Here is a 17,838-nt window from a genome sequence, read left to right on the forward strand (position 1 = left end):
AGATATAGTTAAGACGCGTCGCACGAGGGGGGTCAACGATGACCACTGCTGCTCTGCATCCCGAAGCCCTGCCCGAGGGGAACGACGCCGGGATTTCGGATCAGCCGTATGTGTACCGCCGGCGGCCGTTGGAGGAGCCCGACTGGCGGCGCCTCCCGGGCTGGCGCGACGTCACGGCCGAGCAGTGGGAATCCGCGCAGTGGCAGCGAGCGCATTGCGTCAAGAACATCCGGCAGCTGCGCACCGTCATGGGCGACCTGCTCGACGAGTCGTTCTACGCCGACCTGGAACGTGACCAGGCCGAACGCGCCACCATGTCGATGCTGGTCACGCCGCAGATGCTCAACACGATGGACGTGACCTCCACCGAGTCCTTCCTCGCCGACCCGGTGCGCCTCTACATGATCCCGGTCTTCAGCGACCGCAGGACCGACTGGCCGTCCCATCCCTACGCGGCGCGCGACTCTCTGCACGAGGCGGAGATGTGGGCGGTCGAGGGGCTCACCCACCGCTACCCCACCAAGGTGCTGGCCGAGCTGCTGCCGACCTGCCCGCAGTACTGCGGGCACTGCACCCGCATGGACCTGGTCGGGACGTCCACCCCGGCCGTGGACAAGCACAAGTTCACGATCAAGGCGCCCGACCGGCACGGCGCGATGCTCGACTATCTGCGCCGCACCCCCGGCGTCCGTGACGTGGTGGTCTCCGGCGGTGACGTGGCCAACCTGCCCTGGCCCCGCCTGGAGTCGTTCGTGGACGCCCTCCTGGACATCGGCAACATCCGCGATATCCGGCTGGCCACCAAGGCGCTGATGGGGCTGCCGCAGCACTGGCTGCAGGATGAGGTCCGGGCCGGGATGGAGCGCCTGGCGGCCAAGGCGCAGCAACGAGGCGTGCAGATCGCCATCCACACCCACGTCAACGCCGCCCAGTCGGTCACGCCGCTCGTCGCCCGCGCGGCCAAGGCGATGCTCGACACCGGCATCCGCGACGTCCGCAACCAGGGCGTCCTGCTCCGCGGCGTCAACACCACGCCCGAGCAGCTGCTGGACCTGTCGTTCGCGCTGCTCGACGAGGCCGCGATCCTGCCGTACTACCTCTACATGTGCGACATGATCCCCTACAGCGAGCACTGGCGGATCGCGGTGTGGGAGGCGCAGGAACTGCAGCACGCCATCATGGGTTACCTGCCCGGATTCGCCACCCCGCGGATCGTCTGTGACGTGCCGTACGTCGGGAAACGCTGGGTGCACCAGCTCGCCGACTACGACCGCGAGCGCGGCATCTCGTACTGGACGAAGAACTACCGCACCGCCTTGGAGGCCACCGACCCCGAGGCGCTCAACCGCCAGTACGAGTACTACGACCCGATCCACACCCTCCCCGAGCCCGGACGCACCTGGTGGCAGGAGCGCCCCTCCGCCGCATGATCACGCCCGACTGATTGCCGCCGCATGATTGCCGCGGGGCTACGCTCGCTAGCGTGACGCCTCCACCAGCAACGTTCCCGCTCGGCGCGGCGGCCACGGTCGAGGAGCTGGAGACCGATCCGCACCCGCTCCTGGCCCGGCTGCGCGCCGGCGAGCCGGTCTCCTGGCTGCCCGCCTTCGACGGCTGGCTCGTCACCTCACACGAACTGGCCGTACGGGTGATGCGCGACGCGGCGGCGTTCACGGTCGACGATCCGCGTTTCTCCACGGCGCAGGTCGTCGGCCCCAGCATGTTGTCGCTGGACGGGCGGACCCACACCCGCCACCGCGAGCCGTTCGCCCGCCCGTTCCGCCCGGCCCAGACCCGTGCCCGCTTCACCGCGTTCGTCCAGGCGGAGGTGGACCGTCTCATCACCGGGATCGCGCCCGCCGGGCGGGCCGAACTGCGCGGCGACCTGGCGGGCCCGCTCGCCGTCGCCGTCGTGGCCGAGGCGCTCGGGCTGGAGGGCGCCGACGCCACCACCGTGCGGTCCTGGTACGAGGCGTTCGTGGTGGCGGTCTCCGACATCACCGCCGGGCGGCAGGGCCAGGCGGGCGACGCCTACGCGCGGCTGAGCGAGGCCGTCCATGAGGCGATCGGCGTCCCAGGGTCCGCGTCGCTGCTCGCCGAGGCCGCGCACCAGGAGGAGGGCCTCACCGCCGAGGAGGTCACCTCGAACGCGGCGGTGCTGATGTTCGGCGGCATCGACACGACCGAGGGCATGATCTCCAACGCCGCGCTGCACCTGCTCGGGCACCCGGAACAGCTCGCGCTCGTCCGGGCCGACCCCGGCCTGCTGGACGCCGCGATCGAGGAATCGCTCCGGTTCGAGCCGTCGGCCTCGGTCGTGGACCGCTACGCCACCCGGGACGTCACGCTCGGCGGGGCGGCGATCAGCAAGGGCGACCTGGTGCGCGTGTCCATCGCCGGCGCCAACCGCGATCCGGCGGTCTTCCCCGACCCCGACCGGTTCGACGTCCGCCGCGCGAACGCCGCCGAGCACCTCGCGTTCGCGCACGGACCGCACTTCTGCTTCGGCGCGCACCTGGCGCGCCTGGAGACCCGCACCGCCCTGGCGGCGCTGCTCGACCGGCTGCCCGGGCTGCGGCTCGATCCCGCCGCCACGGTGTCGGCGCGAGGGTTGGTCTTTAGGAAGCCAGTGCGGCTGCCGGTGCGCTGGGATGCGGCCTTTACATTGTAGATCACAAATGACCTGGGCCGATAGCAGCGATTTCGGCCCTGGTTGTGTGGGAACATCGGCGCATGATCGTGGAACGCCGGGTCGAGCTCCGCTTCGGGCATGAGAGCCGTGAAGCCGAGACGCACACCAATCTCTCCGCCGTCCGCCAGGACGGCTCCTGCCTGTGGCTCGCGGGCGACGAGACCGCCACCATCGAGCGGCTCACCGCGACCACCGACGGGCTCGGGCGGGTCGCCGCCTACGACGACCATCGTTCGGTCGCCCTCGCCGACCTGGTGGAGCTCCCGGCCGGACCGGACGAGGAGGCCGACATCGAGGGCCTCGCCCGCGCCAACGGCTGGCTGTGGGCGATCGGCTCGCACAGCCTCAAGCGCAAGAAGGTCAAGGCCGGGCAGTCCGACGCCAAGTCGCGCAAGCGGCTCGCCTCGGTCGTCCGCGAGGAGAACCGGTTCATCCTGGCCCGGCTGCCCCTGGTGACCGGCGACGACGGCCTGCCCGAGGTGGTCAAGCGGCGCGGCGAGCACACCGCCGCCGTGCTGGGCGGGCATGGCGACTCCATCACCGATCTGCTCGCCGACGACCCGCACCTGGGCCCGTTCCTTCCGATCCCGAGCAAGGACAACGGCATCGACATCGAGGGGATCGCCGCCCAGGGCGACCGCCTCTACATCGGCCTGCGCGGGCCGGTGCTGCGCGGCTGGGCCGCGCTGATCGAGATCCACCCCGAGACGCACCCGGACGATCCGCACCGCCTCCGGCTGCGCCCCATCGGGGAGGGCAAGGCGCTGTACCGGACCCACTTCCTGGACCTGGGCGGCCTCGGCATCCGCGACCTGTGCCCGCACGGCGACGACCTGCTGATCCTCACGGGCCCGACGATGGACCTGGACGGCCCGGTGCGCGTGATGCGCTGGCCCGGCGCCGCCAAGGTCGCCGCCGCCGACATCGTGCCCGCCGAAGAGCTGCAGCTCGTCGGCGAACTCCCGTACGGGGACGGCGACGACCACGCCGAGGGCATCGCGGTGCTGGAGGAGTCCGACGCCGTCGGCCCCAAGCTGCTGGTGGTCTACGACAGCCCGTCGGCCGAACGGCAGACCGCGGACGGCGGGATCCTCGCCGACGTCGTCTCCTTCGAGAAGTAGCCGACCCGAAATAAGCGCTTACTTTCGACCTCTGCTTGGATGGGACCTGGGAACCGAGCGGGAGTCGAAAGGCGGGGCAGGCATGATCGAATGGTCCGACGAGGACGTCATGATCCGGGACGCCGTGCGCGGCTGGATCGACGCGGAGGTCCGGCCGAACCTGGACGCCCTCGACGCCGGGGAGCTGCCGCCGTACGACCTGATCCGCAGCCTGTTCAAGACCTTCGGGTTGGACGAGCTGGCCCGGTCCTCGTTCGCCTCCCGCATCCAGAAGGAACGCGACGGCGGCAGCCCCCGCGAGGGTGGCCACTCCGGCGAAGGCGGCGACTCCGGCGAGGACCGGCCGGGGGGCGGGAACGCCGCGATGAACATGCTGCCCATCATCGAGCTGTGCAAGGTCTCCCCCGGCCTGGTCACCGCGATGGGCGTCAGCCTGGGTCTCGCGGCCGGCACGATCATGAAGCGCGGCACGGTCGAGCAGAAGGAGCGCTGGGGCCTCGACCTGCTCACGATGGACAAGGTCGGCGCCTGGGCGATCACCGAGCCCGGCTCCGGCTCGGACGCGTTCGGCGGCATGCAGGCGACCGCGCGCAAGGCCGGCGACGAGTACGTCCTCAACGGCAGCAAGACCTTCATCACCAACGGCCCCTACGCCGACACGATCGTCTTCTACTGCAAGCTCGACAACGGGCGGGCGCCCCGCGACCGCGAGATCCTCACGTTCGTGCTCGACCGCGGCATGCCCGGCCTCGACCAGAGCAAGCCGCTGCGCAAGATGGGCCTGCACTCCTCCCCCACCGGCGAACTGTTCCTCAACGACGTGCGGGCGGGCGCGGACCGGCTGCTCACCGGCGGGTCGGGCGGTGGCAAGGAGTCGGCGAAGCAGAACTTCGTCACCGAACGCGCCGGCGTCGCGGCCATGTCCCTCGGCGTCATCGAGGAGTGCCTGAAGCTGTCGGTCGACTACGCCAAGAAGCGCGAGCTGTGGGGGCAGCCGATCGGCGACTTCCAGCTCATCCAGCTGAAGCTGGCGAAGATGGAGGTCGCGCGCATCAACGTGCAGAACCTCGTCTTCCGGCACATCGAGATGCAGCGCGCCGGGCGCACCCCCACGCTGGCCGAGGCGTCGGCGATGAAGCTCTACACCGCGCAGGCCGCCAGCGAGGTCGCGATGGAGGCCGTGCAGCTGTTCGGCGGCAACGGCTACATGAGCGAGTACCGCGTGGAGCAGCTCGCCCGCGACGCCAAGTCGTTCCAGATCTACGCGGGCACCGACGAGATCCAGGTGACCCACATCGCCCGGGATCTCCTGTCGCGCTGACACCCGCGCCCACCGAAAGATCGGCGGCCATCCGAACTCCGGGTCACCGCCGGGCATCCAACAGACAGCCCGGCCAAAAGGCGGGGCCGAAGGTAAGGGATCAGCAACGATGATCACTTATCCTGGGGATGCGGGCTTTCCTGGACAGGCGACGACGGGATCTGGATACTCACAGCTATGGACGGTCAGCCCTCATATCCGGTGAGAGCGTCCGATATGGAGCGCGACCGAGTGTTGCGTGTGCTCAGCGATCGAGTGGCCGAAGGCCGGATGTCCCACGAGACGTTCGAACGGCGGGTCGACCAGGTGCTGCGCGCGCAGAGCCAGGCCGAGCTCGCCGACATCGTGCACGACCTGCCGTCCACCAATCGCGTCGTCAACCGGCTGACCGGGATCATCACGTCGGTCTCGCAGGTCACCGCGCGCATCGAGGCGGCCTGGCGGGCGCCGCGGCTGCCTCGGTTCATGCTCCCGCCGTCCGACCTCAGCCGCATCGTCGTCGGGCGCGCACCGGGCTGCCAGTTCATCCTCACCGACCTCACCGTCTCCCGTTTTCACGCCGAGATCTACCGCGGTGACGAGGGCTGGATGATCTCCGATCTGGGTTCCATGAACGGCACCCGCGTCAACGGCTGGAGGCTGACCGGCCCAGCCCGGGTGCGTCCCGGTGACGAGGTCGGCTTCGGCAACTCCAGCTTCATCGTGGCGGCACCCTGAGCTGGACCGCCGCGGCGCTCCGGCAGCTCGACGAGGACGCCCCGGTCACTCCCCTGCGGCCCTACCCCGGCGACTCCCGGATCCTGCTCAAGGACGAGTCGGCGCAGCCCTCCGGCAGCCTCAAGCACCGGCCCGTCCGCGCGCTGCTGCGCGCCGCGGTCAAGTCCGGCGCATTGCGTGAGGGACAGGCGATCGTGACGCCGACGAGCGGCAACACAGCGATCGCCGCCGCCTGGTTCGCACGTCTGCTGGACCTGCCGATGGTCGCCGTGGTCCCTGGCCGGACCCGGCCGGACAAGGCGGCCCGCATCGAGCGGCTCGGCGGCGAGTGCCGCCGCCACGACCCGCCACTGGCCGTCTACGAGGAGGCCGGGCGGCTCGCGGACGAGATCGGCGGCTACGTGCTCGACCCCTTCACCCCGGTCGACGACCGGTCGCTCGCCACCGAGCTGTTCGGCCAGCTCGCCGAGCCGCCCGCCTGGGTGGTGACGGGCGCGGGCAGCGGCGTCACCAGCGCGGCGCTCGGCCGCCACATCAGGGACGGCGGCCTGTCCACGCGGCTCGCGGTGGCCGACCCGGAGCACTCGGCCTACTTCGCGGCGTGGGCCTACGACGTGGACGACTACGCCACCGGGATGCCGTCGCGCATCGACGGGATCGGGCGGCCACGCGTCGAGCCGGCGTTCGACGCCTCGGTCGTCGATGTCGTGATCCCGGTGCCGGACGAGACGAGCCTCGCCATGACCCGCCACCTGCACGAGGCGACCGGGGTGCCTGCGGGTCCGTCCAGCGGTGCCTGCCTGCAGGCCGCGCTGCAACTGGCCGCCAAGCGCGGCGAGGGCACCATCGTCTCGCTGATCGCGGACGCACCCGGCCCGCCCGCTTCCTGAAATGGAGTAGTTGGACTGGACCTCGGTCCTCATCCGGTCACGTAAGGGCTGTCCCGGGTGAGGTGCACGGGGTAGGACACTGTGACGTACCGCAGGCCCAGGCTGCCGCATGGGCACGCATGCAGAACCCGGCGCCCACCGTCGAGGAGACGCCCGAGACCCAGCCGCCGGCATGAACGGCGCCACGGGCGTGCGCGCCACGTCGGCGCTCGACACCCCGGCGGCCTCGCCCGCCGACGTGGTCCCCTCGCCGTTCGCAGCGGTGAACGGGGGTCCCCCGCGGCTCGACCCGTCGGCGTTGCGGACGGAGCCGACCAGCGCGGACGTGGAGGCCTGGTGGGACGGCCTCGTCGCCGCAGGGCTCGATGTCCGCCAGCCGGCGGCGCTGCTGACCCAGCTTGATGCGCTGCTGGCGGCGGCCACGGGCCTTGACGGCCAGGACCTGCTCGACAACCTCGCCCCCCGCGCGGCACTCGTTCGAGGGCTGGTCGGCTACGCGCTGGTGCAGCTCGGCCCAGCGCTCGAGCGGGCGGGCGCCGTGGCCGGCGCCCTGCCGGTCACATCGCCGATCGTCGACCACGTCGCCGGCCGGGAGAATCTCGTGAGCGCGGCGCTGCAGTCGGCTGCCGACCTCTCCGTGTTCGTCCCGTTCCCGCTGTCAGCGGCCGTCTCGTCCAGCACGCGGCTGGCCGGGTTCCTGACGAGCGACGCGCCGCAGGCGCAGGCCGTCAAGGCCGCAGCGGTCGAATTCGCGCAGGGTGTCTACGACGGCTTCACGACGTCGGGCCTGGTCGACCCCTCCTCTCGAAGGCCCGCTCGGCGACGCGTTCCGCGCAGCGATCAACGATGACCGCGTCCAGGACGCCATCGCAACGTCGCCACACGACATGATCGACGTGATGACCCGGCTCGACGCTGCGATCAGGAACGGCCGCCTGATCGGCTCCTTCGGCGTGAACGCGCCGTGAGAGGGTTTCGGCCACCACGACCGCGACCGGCTGGCCGAAGAAGCGGGGGCCGTTTAGGATCGCTCCGATGATCACCGGAGTCCGTGCCGCACATTGGCTGTTGTGGAGCCAGCTCGTCCTGGCGGTGACCGCTCTCGCGGTCTTCGCCGCCTCGTTCTTGGTCGGGCCCGACGACAATGCCGCTGCAGACGTCTCCATCGACGTGCAGACCTCTATCGTCCCCGTATGCTTCTGCCTGCTGATGTCCGGGACGCTCGGCCTCGTGGCTCTGCAGACGGGGAGCATACGGCGCCTCGCAGGGACCGCCCTGCTGCTCATACCGGTCGCGGTAACGCTCTCGAAACTCTGGACGACCTTGCTGACCGCACCTACGGACGGTGAGGCCATAGACACGGCGAGCGTCGAGGAGGAAGTGGAAGTGCCTGCCTGGATCCCCGTGGCCAGGGGGTCGATGAATGACGTTCTGTTCATGCTGAACGCGGCACATTGGCTGGCGTCTGCGGCGATCCTGCTGGCCGCCGTCTGCGGCGTGCTCGTCCTGCGGGTCCGGCCGCGCGGCGGCGCCTCCGGCTGAAGGAACCGCACCGTTCTGAAATCGGGGTCTTGACGGATTCGGCAGGGTTCCTTACTTTCACTTCCAAGTTAGGAAACCTTCCTAACTTGACGGCCGGTCCCGCGTGGGCGGAGGCGATCTCGTGGCTGCACCTGTCCCCGGCAGACCGAGCCTGATGCGGGCGATCAACGACCGTGCGGCGCTCAAGGTGCTGCTGGAACGCGGGCCGCTCACCCGGCCGCAGCTGTCCGAGCTCACCGGCATCTCCAAGCCCACGGCGTCGCAGCTGCTGGCCCGGCTGGAAGAGGCGGGACTCGTCGTCCAGGACGGGATACGGGAGGGGCAGCCGGGCCGCACCGCCGAGCTCTACCGCGTCAACCCGGCCGCGGCCTACGTCGCCGCCCTCGATGTGACCCCGGCGCGGATCCGCGCCGTCGTGGCCGACCTGACGGGGGCCGTGGCGGGCGAGCACACGCTGCCCACACCGGCGCGTTCCGGCGTGGACGCGGTGGCGCGGGTCCAGGCCGCCCTCGAATCCGCCTCTGTCGGGATCCCGCGCGACCGGCTCCGGCGTGTGGTCATCGGCATCGGCGGCGCGGTCGATCCCACCACCGGCAAGCTCGGCTACGCCGCGCACATCCCCGGCTGGCACGTACCCGACCTCGGCAAGCGCCTGACCGGCGCGCTCGGCGCGCCGGTCTCGATCGAGAACGACGTCAACCTGTCCGCTCTCGCCGAGCTGTCAGGTGGGGAGGCGGGTGACGCCCGCGACTTCGTGCTGTTGTGGGTCGCCGAGGGCGTCGGCATGGCGGTCGTGCTCGGCGGCGTGCTGCACCGGGGCGCCACGGGCGGCGCGGGCGAGATCGGCTACATGCCCGTCGCGGGCGCGCCGCTCAGGCGCGACGTCAGGCGCACGCACAGCGGCGGCGTGCACAGCCTCACCGGCGGCGCCGCCGTGCTCAAGCTGATGCGGGCGCACGGCTTCCGGGGACGGGACGCCGCGACCGCCCTCGGCCGCGCCGCCGCCGTGGAGTCCGGCCCCGCCCACGCCGCGCTCACCGAACTGGCCACCCGGCTGGGCGCCACCCTCGCGACCGTCGTCGCCGTCCTGGACCCGCAGCTGATCGTCCTCACCGGCGACGTGCTGCGGTCGGGCGGCGAGCCGCTGCGCGCGCTCGTCGAGCGCGAGCTGCACACCATGACCATCCCCAGGCCTCCGGTCCGGCTCAGCTCGGTCGAAGGCAACCCCGTCCTGGCGGGCGCCCTGCACCTGGCGCTCGGCGACGCCCGCGACGAGGTCTTCTCCAGCACCACTCCCTGATCCGGGCGGTCCCCCCTGCCGCCCTCCCCTAAGGAGGAACCGGAGTGCGCATCCAACCCTCGCCCCGCGCAGTGGCCCTGACGGCCGTCCTCGCCCTCACCGCGGCCTCGGCTTGCACGGCCGGCGGCGACAAGGACAAGGACAGCGGGCCTGCGGCGGACGCCCCGCAGACGATCCAGGTCTGGCACGGATGGAGCGCCGACCACGAGGTCAAGGCGTTCGAGGACGCCGTCGCCGGTTTCCGCCGCGCCCATCCGAACATCACCGTCAAGATCACCGGCAACCAGCTCGACGACCAGATCACCAACGCGATCCGCGGCGGCAACCCGCCCGATGTCGTCTCCTCCTTCACCACCGACAACCTCGGCCAGTTCTGCCAGAGCGGCGCGTGGCAGGAGCTGACCCCGCGGTTGCAGAAGGACAAGGTCGACCTCGGCATCTTCCCGAAGGCCGTCCAGGACTACACGCAGTTCAAGGGCAAGCGGTGCGCGCTGCCACTGCTCGCCGACGCCTACGGCCTCTACTACAACAAGAAGCTGATGAAGGGCGAGAAGCCGCCGACGACGATGAGCGAGCTCGCCGCGCTGGCCAAGAAGCTGACCGTCCGCGATCCCGACGGCACCATCAAGGTCGCCGGGTTCATGCCCTCGACGCAGTACTACGAGCACACGCCGCAGCACATCGCCCCCAGCTTCGGGGTGAAGTGGCTGGGTGCCGACGGCAAGGCCAACTTCTCCAAGGACCCGGGGTTCAAGGCGTACCTGCGGTGGTCCAAGGACCTGCTCGACTGGTACGGCCTGCAGAACGCGCGCAAGTTCATGCGGTCGATGGGCCAGGAGTTCGAGGCGTCCAACCCCTTCCAGAAAGGCAAGGTCGCCATGGCCATCGACGGCGAGTGGCGCACCAAGTTCATCGAGAAGGAGGCGCCCACGCTGGACTACGGGACGGCCCCGCCGCCCGTCGCCGACGACCGCAAGGACCAGTACGGCAGCGGCTTCACGCTCGGCACCATCATGGGCATCCCGCGCGGCGCCAAGCACCCCGAGGCCGCCTGGGCGCTGGTCAAGTACCTGACGACCGACACGCAGGCCGTGGTGACGCTGGCCAACGCCCTGGGCAACGTGCCGAGCACGCGCGACGCGCTCGCCTCACCTGCTCTGAAACTGCCGCCGCAGTTCAAGACGTTCATGGACGTCTTCCGGCATCCCGGCACCAGTACCAGCCCGTCCAGCCCGAACGGCGGCGACTACATCGTCCAGTTCCAGGAGTTCGTCCAGGACCAGTGGGAGCCCGGCAAGGTCTCCGATCTCGACAAAGGCCTGCGCGACCTCGACGTGAAGATCGACAAGGCCCTTCGGCTCTCCGGCGGCTGACATGACCGTCCTGTCCGCGCGGCGCGCACGCGGGGGACGCCGGCCGGTGGCGGCGCCCCGCGCGCGCCGCCGCCACCGCCTCCGGGTGCTGGCGTTCCTGTCACCCTGGCTGATCGGCTTCGGCGTCTTCTTCGCCTACCCCTTGCTGGCCACCGTGTACTTCTCGTTCACCCGGTACGACCTGTTCTCACTGGAGTACGTCGGGCTGACCAACTACCGCTTCCTCCTCCAGGACGAGGACGCCTGGCGGTCGATGCGCAACACCATGTGGCTCGTCGTGGTCATGGTGCCGCTGCGGGTGCTGTTCGGGCTCGGCACCGCGCAGCTGCTCACCCAGCTCAAGGCGGGCGGGAGCGTGCTGCGGTCGATCATCTACCTGCCGTACCTGGTGCCGCCGGTGGCCGCGACGGTGGCGTTCGTGTTCCTGCTCAACCCCGGCACCGGGCCGGTCGAACAGTTCGCCAGCGCCCTCGGCGTCCCCGTGCCCGACTGGTTCAACGAGCCGGAGTGGAGCAAGCCCGGGCTCACGCTGCTCGGGCTGTGGGCGGTCGGCGACGTCATGATCATCTTGCTGGCGGCGCTGCTGGACGTGCCGCGGCAGTTGTACGAGGCGTCCGCCATCGACGGCGCCGGGCCCTGGCAGCGCTTCCGTCACATCACGCTGCCCACCATCTCGCCGGTGTTGCTCTTCGCTGCTGTCACCGGCGTCATCCAGACCCTCCAGTACTTCACGCAGGCGATGGTCGCGGCCAAGGTCGCCGCCGGGCAGGCCGACCAGCCCGGCACGACGACCGCGCCGGGCTACCCGGACGGGTCGACGCTGACGTTTCCGCAATGGCTGTACGACGAAGGGTTCCGGCAGTTCAACATGGGCTACGCCTGCGTGCTGGCGCTGGTCCTGCTGGCGGTCTCGATGGCCTTCACGCTGGTCCTGCTCCGCCAGTTCCACGCCTTCGCCGACGAGGAGGTGTCCGGATGACTGACGGTGTCCGGATGCGCGAGCCAGCCGAGGGCCTGCGTCCGTCCCCCGGTCCCGGCGAGGCGCCGCCGCCCGCACGGCGCCGCGCCGCGGGCGGGACGCGCGGGCGGCGTGTCCTCTACTGGGTCGCCACGCACGCGATCGCCATCGCCCTGGGCCTCATGTTCATGGCGCCGGTGACGTTCATGTTCCTCACCGCCGTGATGACCGACGACCAGGCGCTGAGCGGCGCGCTGTGGCCCTCGGAGTGGGCGTGGGGCAACTTCGCCGACGTGATGTCGTCCGAGATGCTGCGGTGGCTCGGCAACACCCTGCTGTACGCCGGGCTCGGGACGGCCTTCATGCTCGTGTCGAGCGTGCCGGTGGCGTACGCGCTCGCGCGGTTCAGGTTCCGCGGGCGCAAGCTCGCGCTCGTGCTGGTCATCACGACGATGATGTTGCCGCCGCAGGTCGTGGTCGTCCCGATGTACATCGTGTGGGCGCGGTTCGAGCTGACCGGCTCGTTGTGGCCGCTGATCATCCCGCTGCTGTTCGGCGACGCGTACTCCATCTTCCTGCTCCGGCAGTTCCTGGTGACGATTCCCAAGGACTACGCCGACGCGGCGCGGGTGGACGGCTGCGGGGAGTTCGCCGCCATGATCCGCGTCGTCCTCCCGATGGCCCGGCCCGCGATCGCCGCCGTGGCGCTGTTCCAGTTCTTCTACTGCTGGAACGACTACTTCGGGCCGCTGGTCTACGCCGACCCTGACCACCGCCCGCTCGCCGTCGGCATCGCCACGTTCCGCGCCGCGCACAACGTCGAGTGGAACCTGACGATGGCGGCGACCCTGCTGACCGTGCTGCCGGTGATCGTGGTGTTCTTCCTCGCCCAGCGGGTGTTCATCCAGGGCGTGACGCTGACAGGAGTGAAAGGGTGAAGCTGGCCGTCATCGGCGGGGGTTCGACCTACACCCCCGAGCTCGTCGAAGGGATCGCGCGGCGTGCCGGGACGCTGCCGGTCGAGGAACTCGTGCTCGTCGACCCCGCCGCGGACCGGCTGGCGGTCGTCGGCGGGCTGGCCGCCCGGATGCTCGCCCGCGCGGGCAGCCCGGTGACCGTGCGCACGGTCACCGGCATGGGCTCCGGCCTGGACGGCGCGCTCGACGGCGCCGCCGCCGTGCTCGTCCAGCTCCGGGTCGGCGGGCAGGCCGCACGGCTGAGCGACGAGACGTTCCCGCTGGCCTGCGGATGCGTCGGCCAGGAGACCACCGGGGCGGGCGGGCTGGCCAAGGCGCTGCGGACCGTCCCGGTCGTGCTGGAGCTGGCCGAACGGGTGCGCGAACGCGCGCCCGGCGCGTGGATCGTCGACTTCACCAACCCGGTCGGCATCATCACGCGCGCGCTGCTGGACGAGGGCCACCGCGCCATCGGCCTCTGCAACGTCGCGATCACGTTCCAGCGCCGCTTCGCCGGCCTGCTCGGAGTGGACCCGGGGCGGGTGAGTCTCGGGCATGTCGGCCTCAACCACCTCACCTGGGAACGCGCGGTCCAGGTAGACGGCTCCGACGTCCTCCCCCGGCTCCTGGAGGAGCACCTCGGCGCGCTCGCGGTGGAGATCGGACTGCCCGCCGGGCTGATCCGGAGGCTGGGCGCCGTCCCCTCGTACTACCTGCGCTACTACTACGAGCACGACCGCGTCGTCGGCGAGCAGCGCGCCGCGCCGGCACGGGCCGCGAAGGTGGCGGAGATCGAGCGTCGCCTGATGGAGATGTACGCCGACCCCGCGCTCGACACCAAACCGGCGCTGCTGGGCGAACGCGGCGGGGCGCACTACTCCGAGGCCGCCGCCGACCTGCTGGCCGCGCTGCTCGGTGAGGCGCCGGGCGTACAGGTGGTGAACGTGCAAAACGAGGGGACGCTGCCCTTCCTGCCGCCGGAGGCCGTCATCGAGGTTCCCGCCCGGATCACCGCCGCCGGTGCGGCGCCGCTTCCCGTCCCGCCGGTCGAACCGTTGCTGGCAGGCCTGATCGCGCATGTCTCCGCGTACGAGGAGCTCGCCGTCGCCGCCGCCCGCCACGGGGGCGCCGACCGGGTGACGGACGCGCTCCTGGGCCACCCGCTGGTCGGCCAGGCGGACGCGGCCGAGCGGCTGGCGCGCGAACTGATCAACGAAGGCCGGGCTCACCTCCCCTGGGCGGCGAACGGATGAGCCGCACGCTGGTGGCGGTCGACGGCGGCAACAGCAAGACCGACGTCGCCGTGGTGTCGGACGGCGGCGAGCTGCTCGCCGCCGTCCGCGGCCCGGGGTTCCAGCCGCAGGCGCACGGAGTGGACGACGCCGTCGCGATGCTGAGCGGTCTCATCACCGACGCCGTCGCACGCGCCGGCCGCGGCACGGCCGACCAGCTCGCCGCCTTCCTGGCCGGAGCGGACTTCCCCGAGGAGGAGGAACGGCTGGAGAAGGCTCTGGCCGCCCGCGGGCTCGCCCGGCGCGTCCGGGTCGCCAACGACACGTTCGCCCTCCTCCGCACCGGCTCCACGATGGGATGGGGCGTCGCGATCGTCTGCGGCGCGGGCATCAACTGCCTGGGTGTCGGCCCGGACGGGCGCACCGCCCGGTTCCCCTCGCTCGGGCGGATCACCGGCGACTGGGGCGGCGGCGCCGACCTCGGCGCCGAGGCGTTGTGGCACGCCGTCCGCGGCGAGGACGGACGCGGGCCTCAGACGGCGCTGACCGCCGCCGTCGCGGCGCACTTCGGCCTGTCCCGCGCGGAGGACGTGGGCCTCGGCGTGCACCGGGGCGACATCCCGCCTGGACGGCTGGCAACGCTCACTCCGGTACTCCTCGACACAGCCGAAGCAGGCGACCCGGTGGCACGCGGGATCGCCGAACGACTGGCCGAGGAGATCATGCTCCTCGGGGTCACGGCGCTCCGCAGGCTCGATCTTCTCGGCTCCCCCGCCGAGGTCGTGCTCGGCGGAGGCGTGCTCACCTCCCGCCGCCCGGTGCTCATGGACACCATCGAATGGCGCTATTCGGCGCGGGCGCCATGGGCGCGCCTGATCGTCGCGGACAGCCCCCCGGTGCTTGGCGCCACATTGCTGGGCCTGGACCTGCTCAACGCACCCCTCGCCGCCTACGAAGCAGCCCGCGCCGCGTTCAGTACGCCATGGCAGCCACCAATCCGCTCATAATGGCGCTCCGCGTTGCGGCGCCCTAGCCACGGACCTTGACGTTGTAAGGTTCGGCCCGAGGAGTCGACAACACTCCACAAACGATCCGCAACGGAAGGAACGTCGTGCACATCGGGTTCGCCGTGCCGGTATCAGGGGCGTGGGCCACTCCCGCCCACCAGGTCGAGATCGCCCAGAGGGCCGAGGGTCTCGGCTACCACTCGCTGTGGACGCTGCAGCGGCTCCTCAACCCGGCCGGATCCACCGACGACACGTACCGCAACGTTCCCGATCCATTTGTCACGCTCGCCTACCTGGCCGGATTCACTAGCACGGCCAGGCTCGGCGTGGCCGTCGTCAACCTGCCGTACTTCTCCCCCGCGCTCCTGGCCAAGCAGGCCGCGACGCTCGACCACGTCGCCGGCGGACGCCTGGATCTCGGCTTGGGGCTGGGCTGGATGCGCGAGGAGTTCGCCGCGGCGGGCGCGCCGTACGAGCGGCGCGGCGCCCGCGCCGAGGAGTTCCTCGCGGCGCTGCGCGCGCTGTGGCACGACGAGGTGAGCGAGTTCCACGGCGAGTTCTACGACTTCCCGCCGGTCCGGATGGACCCCGCGCCGTTCCAGTCCCCCGAACCGCCGATCTTGCTCGGCGGCGCGTCCGAGCCCGCGCTGCGCCGCGCCGGCCGCCTGGCGGCCGGCTGGGTGAGCTCCAGCCGGGCCGACCCGGCGAGCCTCGGCCAGTCGATCGGCATCGTCCGCGACGCCGCCGCGAAGGCCGGGCGCGACGTGGACGCGCTGCGCTTCGTCTGCCGCGCCGCCGTCCGGCCCGGCCCACGCCGGCGGCCCCTCACCGGCACCTACGACGAGATCCGCGACGACTTCGCCGCTCTCGCGCGGCAGGGCGTCACGGAGCTGTTCGTCGACCTGAACTTCGACCCGCGCGTCGCGGACCCGCACGAGGCGATGCGCCTCGCAGGCGAGGCCCTGGAGGCCTTTGCACCGTTCTAAAATCTGGGGGCGGCGTTCTAAATCTGGGGGCGGCGGCCCTCCCAGGGAGTGCTGAGGACGACCGTGGTCCGGGTGGCCACGTTGGCCGCGGCCCGGATCTTCTGGAGCAGGTCCTCGAGCTCGTTCGGCGTGGCGACCCGCACCTTGAGGATGTAGCTCTCCTCGCCCGCCACCGAGTGACAGGCCTCGATCGCGGTCAGGTCCCTGAGCCGATGGGGGGCGTCGTCAGGAGCGGACGGGTCGATCGGCTTGATCGACACGAACGCGGTCATCGGCAACCCGATCTGCTCATGATCGAGTTGCGCGGTGAAGCCCTTGACGATGCCGCGTTTCTGCAGCCTGCGCACCCGCTGGTGCACGGCGGACACTGACAGCCCGGTCTCCTTGGCGAGGTCGGTGAAGCTCATCCGCCCGTCGTCGGCCAGCAGTGTCATGATCTGACGATCGATCTCCTCCACGCGGGAAAATCTAGCTTGCGCGGGAGGCCGGTGCCGACCCGGTTACGGTCACAGATCGGTCAGGACCTGCGCGGTGGCCCGCAGCTGCCGCGGATCACCAGCTCCGTGGGCAGCAGCACCGGCCCGCCCCGGGCCCGCGTGCGGTCTCGCAGCAGCAGTTCACAGGCCCGGTATCCGGCGTCGTGGCCGGGGCGCGCCACCGCCGTCAGCGGCGGGTCGCACAGCTCGGCCCACGACACGTCCCCGACCATCGCGATCGACACGTCCGCGGGCACCCGCAGGTCCAGTTCGCGCGCCACCAGCACGGCCGCCTCGCCGATCAGGTGCCCGGCGGCCAGCACGGCCGACGCGCCGGCCCGCCGCTGCAGCAGCCCGGCCGCCGCCGCGTAGGCGCTGTCGCGCTCGGGCCTGGCCGCGACGACCAGGTCCTCGTCCACCGCGACGCCCAGCTGGGTGAGCGTGTCGCGGAACGCACGCTCCCGCACCCCCATCGGCGCCCCCGGTGACGCGGCCCCGAGGAACGCGATCCGCCGGTGCCCGAGGCCCACCAGATACTCCACCAGGGCCCGCACCCCGGCACGGTCGTCGATGAGCACCGTGAGGACGTCCGGCGGCCCGGGGAGCACCCGGTCCACGGAGACGACCCACCCCCCGGCGCGGGCCACCGAGTGCCACGCCGCCGGATCCCCCTCCGGCACGGCGATGATCCCATCGAGGCGCTGTTCCATCATCCGGTCGGCGATCGCGGCCTCCCGCCCGGCGTCGCCGTGCGCCGCGTCCAGCAGGACGTGCTCGCCGAACGTCCGCGCGCACTCCAGCACGCCCGCGATCAGATCGGCGCAGAACGGGTCGGTCACGTCGGGGACGATCAGCCCGATCCCGCCCGTCCGCTGGAGCTTGAGGCTGCGGCCCACCGCGCTCGGCCGGTAGTCGAGATCCCCGGCGGCGGCGAGCACCCGTTCCCGCGTCGCCGCGCTGACCGAGCCGCCCGAGAACACCCGCGAGACCGTGGCGATCCCGACCCCCGCCGCAGCCGCGACGTCTTTGATCGTCGCAGGCCGCGCCCCACGCCGCCCCACCGCACGCTCTCGCGATTCACCCCTGTCGGCCATGTCCGCCACTCACTTCTCCTCTGTCGACCATGTCAACCGCCTCCGCATTTTTTCATGATCTTGCGTGTTGTGGAAACGTTTCCATGAGGTTTAATCCGATGAACAAGTAAAGGGCCTGCTTAACCGAGTGGGTTGGAAACGTTTCCATCCGACACCGGCACCGGCCGGTGATC

General features: G+C 71.2%; 17 protein-coding genes. 15 read left to right on the forward strand and 2 right to left on the reverse strand.

Annotated features, from left to right (window positions below; genetic code table 11):
- Positions 1–38: 38 nt before the first annotated feature.
- From ACH34W_RS11590 to ACH34W_RS11660, 15 genes are all read left to right on the forward strand, one after another.
- Complete coding sequence (locus ACH34W_RS11590) at positions 39–1,430, forward strand: KamA family radical SAM protein (protein ID WP_395960797.1); 1,392 nt, start codon at positions 39–41, stop codon at positions 1,428–1,430.
- Positions 1,431–1,483: 53 nt separating this feature from the next.
- Positions 1,484–2,671: a cytochrome P450 gene (locus ACH34W_RS11595; protein WP_395960798.1), complete on the forward strand. Its 1,188-nt coding sequence runs from the start codon at positions 1,484–1,486 to the stop codon at positions 2,669–2,671.
- Positions 2,672–2,733: 62 nt separating this feature from the next.
- Entirely contained in the window at positions 2,734–3,813 is a 1,080-nt protein-coding gene (locus tag ACH34W_RS11600) for a DUF3616 domain-containing protein (RefSeq protein ID WP_395960799.1), read from the forward strand.
- A gap of 82 nt (positions 3,814–3,895) precedes the next feature.
- Complete coding sequence (locus ACH34W_RS11605; protein ID WP_395960800.1) at positions 3,896–5,134, forward strand: acyl-CoA dehydrogenase family protein; 1,239 nt, start codon at positions 3,896–3,898, stop codon at positions 5,132–5,134.
- Positions 5,135–5,311: 177 nt separating this feature from the next.
- Positions 5,312–5,851, forward strand: coding sequence for an FHA domain-containing protein (locus ACH34W_RS11610; protein ID WP_395960801.1), 540 nt, complete (start codon positions 5,312–5,314; stop codon positions 5,849–5,851).
- Positions 5,852–5,904: 53 nt separating this feature from the next.
- Positions 5,905–6,741, forward strand: coding sequence for a PLP-dependent cysteine synthase family protein (locus ACH34W_RS11615; RefSeq protein ID WP_395961171.1), 837 nt, complete (start codon positions 5,905–5,907; stop codon positions 6,739–6,741).
- Between the two features lie 172 nt (positions 6,742–6,913).
- Positions 6,914–7,591 carry a hypothetical protein gene (locus ACH34W_RS11620; protein WP_395960803.1) on the forward strand — a complete coding sequence of 226 codons (678 nt, stop codon included), beginning with the start codon at positions 6,914–6,916 and terminating at the stop codon, positions 7,589–7,591.
- A gap of 185 nt (positions 7,592–7,776) precedes the next feature.
- Positions 7,777–8,283, forward strand: a complete 507-nt coding sequence (locus ACH34W_RS11625; RefSeq protein ID WP_395960804.1) for a hypothetical protein — start codon at positions 7,777–7,779, stop codon at positions 8,281–8,283.
- A gap of 121 nt (positions 8,284–8,404) precedes the next feature.
- Entirely contained in the window at positions 8,405–9,583 is a 1,179-nt protein-coding gene (locus ACH34W_RS11630; RefSeq protein WP_395960805.1) for an ROK family transcriptional regulator, read from the forward strand.
- Between the two features lie 44 nt (positions 9,584–9,627).
- Positions 9,628–10,956, forward strand: coding sequence for an ABC transporter substrate-binding protein (locus ACH34W_RS11635; RefSeq protein ID WP_395960806.1), 1,329 nt, complete (start codon positions 9,628–9,630; stop codon positions 10,954–10,956).
- A gap of 1 nt (position 10,957) precedes the next feature.
- Positions 10,958–11,935 carry a carbohydrate ABC transporter permease gene (locus tag ACH34W_RS11640; RefSeq protein ID WP_395960807.1) on the forward strand — a complete coding sequence of 326 codons (978 nt, stop codon included), beginning with the start codon at positions 10,958–10,960 and terminating at the stop codon, positions 11,933–11,935.
- Positions 11,932–12,852: a carbohydrate ABC transporter permease gene (locus ACH34W_RS11645; protein ID WP_395960808.1), complete on the forward strand. Its 921-nt coding sequence runs from the start codon at positions 11,932–11,934 to the stop codon at positions 12,850–12,852. The genes ACH34W_RS11640 and ACH34W_RS11645 overlap by 4 nt, the downstream gene beginning before the upstream one ends.
- Positions 12,849–14,123: a 6-phospho-beta-glucosidase gene (locus ACH34W_RS11650; protein ID WP_395960809.1), complete on the forward strand. Its 1,275-nt coding sequence runs from the start codon at positions 12,849–12,851 to the stop codon at positions 14,121–14,123. The genes ACH34W_RS11645 and ACH34W_RS11650 overlap by 4 nt, the downstream gene beginning before the upstream one ends.
- Positions 14,120–15,109 (forward strand): N-acetylglucosamine kinase, encoded by a 990-nt coding sequence (locus tag ACH34W_RS11655; protein ID WP_395960810.1) that lies wholly within the window; start codon positions 14,120–14,122, stop codon positions 15,107–15,109. The genes ACH34W_RS11650 and ACH34W_RS11655 overlap by 4 nt, the downstream gene beginning before the upstream one ends.
- Before the next feature lie 104 nt (positions 15,110–15,213).
- Positions 15,214–16,095, forward strand: coding sequence for a TIGR03619 family F420-dependent LLM class oxidoreductase (locus ACH34W_RS11660; RefSeq protein ID WP_395960811.1), 882 nt, complete (start codon positions 15,214–15,216; stop codon positions 16,093–16,095).
- Positions 16,096–16,112: 17 nt separating this feature from the next.
- On the opposite strand, the gene ACH34W_RS11665 is transcribed toward ACH34W_RS11660, so the two are convergent.
- Positions 16,113–16,553 carry an Lrp/AsnC family transcriptional regulator gene (locus ACH34W_RS11665; RefSeq protein WP_395960812.1) on the reverse strand — a complete coding sequence of 147 codons (441 nt, stop codon included), beginning with the start codon at positions 16,551–16,553 and terminating at the stop codon, positions 16,113–16,115.
- Between the two features lie 59 nt (positions 16,554–16,612).
- Complete coding sequence (locus ACH34W_RS11670; RefSeq protein ID WP_395961172.1) at positions 16,613–17,665, reverse strand: LacI family DNA-binding transcriptional regulator; 1,053 nt, start codon at positions 17,663–17,665, stop codon at positions 16,613–16,615.
- Between the last annotated feature and the right edge of the window lie 173 nt (positions 17,666–17,838).

The organism is Actinomadura sp. 6N118 (assembly GCF_044326415.1).
GTDB lineage: Bacteria > Actinomycetota > Actinomycetes > Streptosporangiales > Streptosporangiaceae > Spirillospora.

What these genes read in the sequence shown, in the direction of transcription:
- ACH34W_RS11605 (WP_395960800.1), top strand. Translation starts at nt 3,896, where the DNA reads ATGATCGAATGGTCCGACGAGGACGTCATGATCCGGGACGCCGTGCGC.
- ACH34W_RS11625 (WP_395960804.1), top strand. Translation starts at nt 7,777, where the DNA reads ATGATCACCGGAGTCCGTGCCGCACATTGGCTGTTGTGGAGCCAGCTC.
- ACH34W_RS11655 (WP_395960810.1), top strand. Translation starts at nt 14,120, where the DNA reads ATGAGCCGCACGCTGGTGGCGGTCGACGGCGGCAACAGCAAGACCGAC.
- ACH34W_RS11640 (WP_395960807.1), top strand. Translation starts at nt 10,958, where the DNA reads ATGACCGTCCTGTCCGCGCGGCGCGCACGCGGGGGACGCCGGCCGGTG.
- ACH34W_RS11610 (WP_395960801.1), top strand. Translation starts at nt 5,312, where the DNA reads ATGGACGGTCAGCCCTCATATCCGGTGAGAGCGTCCGATATGGAGCGC.
- ACH34W_RS11645 (WP_395960808.1), top strand. Translation starts at nt 11,932, where the DNA reads ATGACTGACGGTGTCCGGATGCGCGAGCCAGCCGAGGGCCTGCGTCCG.
- ACH34W_RS11620 (WP_395960803.1), top strand. Translation starts at nt 6,914, where the DNA reads ATGAACGGCGCCACGGGCGTGCGCGCCACGTCGGCGCTCGACACCCCG.
- ACH34W_RS11670 (WP_395961172.1), bottom strand. Translation starts at nt 17,665, where the DNA reads ATGGCCGACAGGGGTGAATCGCGAGAGCGTGCGGTGGGGCGGCGTGGG.
- ACH34W_RS11600 (WP_395960799.1), top strand. Translation starts at nt 2,734, where the DNA reads ATGATCGTGGAACGCCGGGTCGAGCTCCGCTTCGGGCATGAGAGCCGT.
- ACH34W_RS11590 (WP_395960797.1), top strand. Translation starts at nt 39, where the DNA reads ATGACCACTGCTGCTCTGCATCCCGAAGCCCTGCCCGAGGGGAACGAC.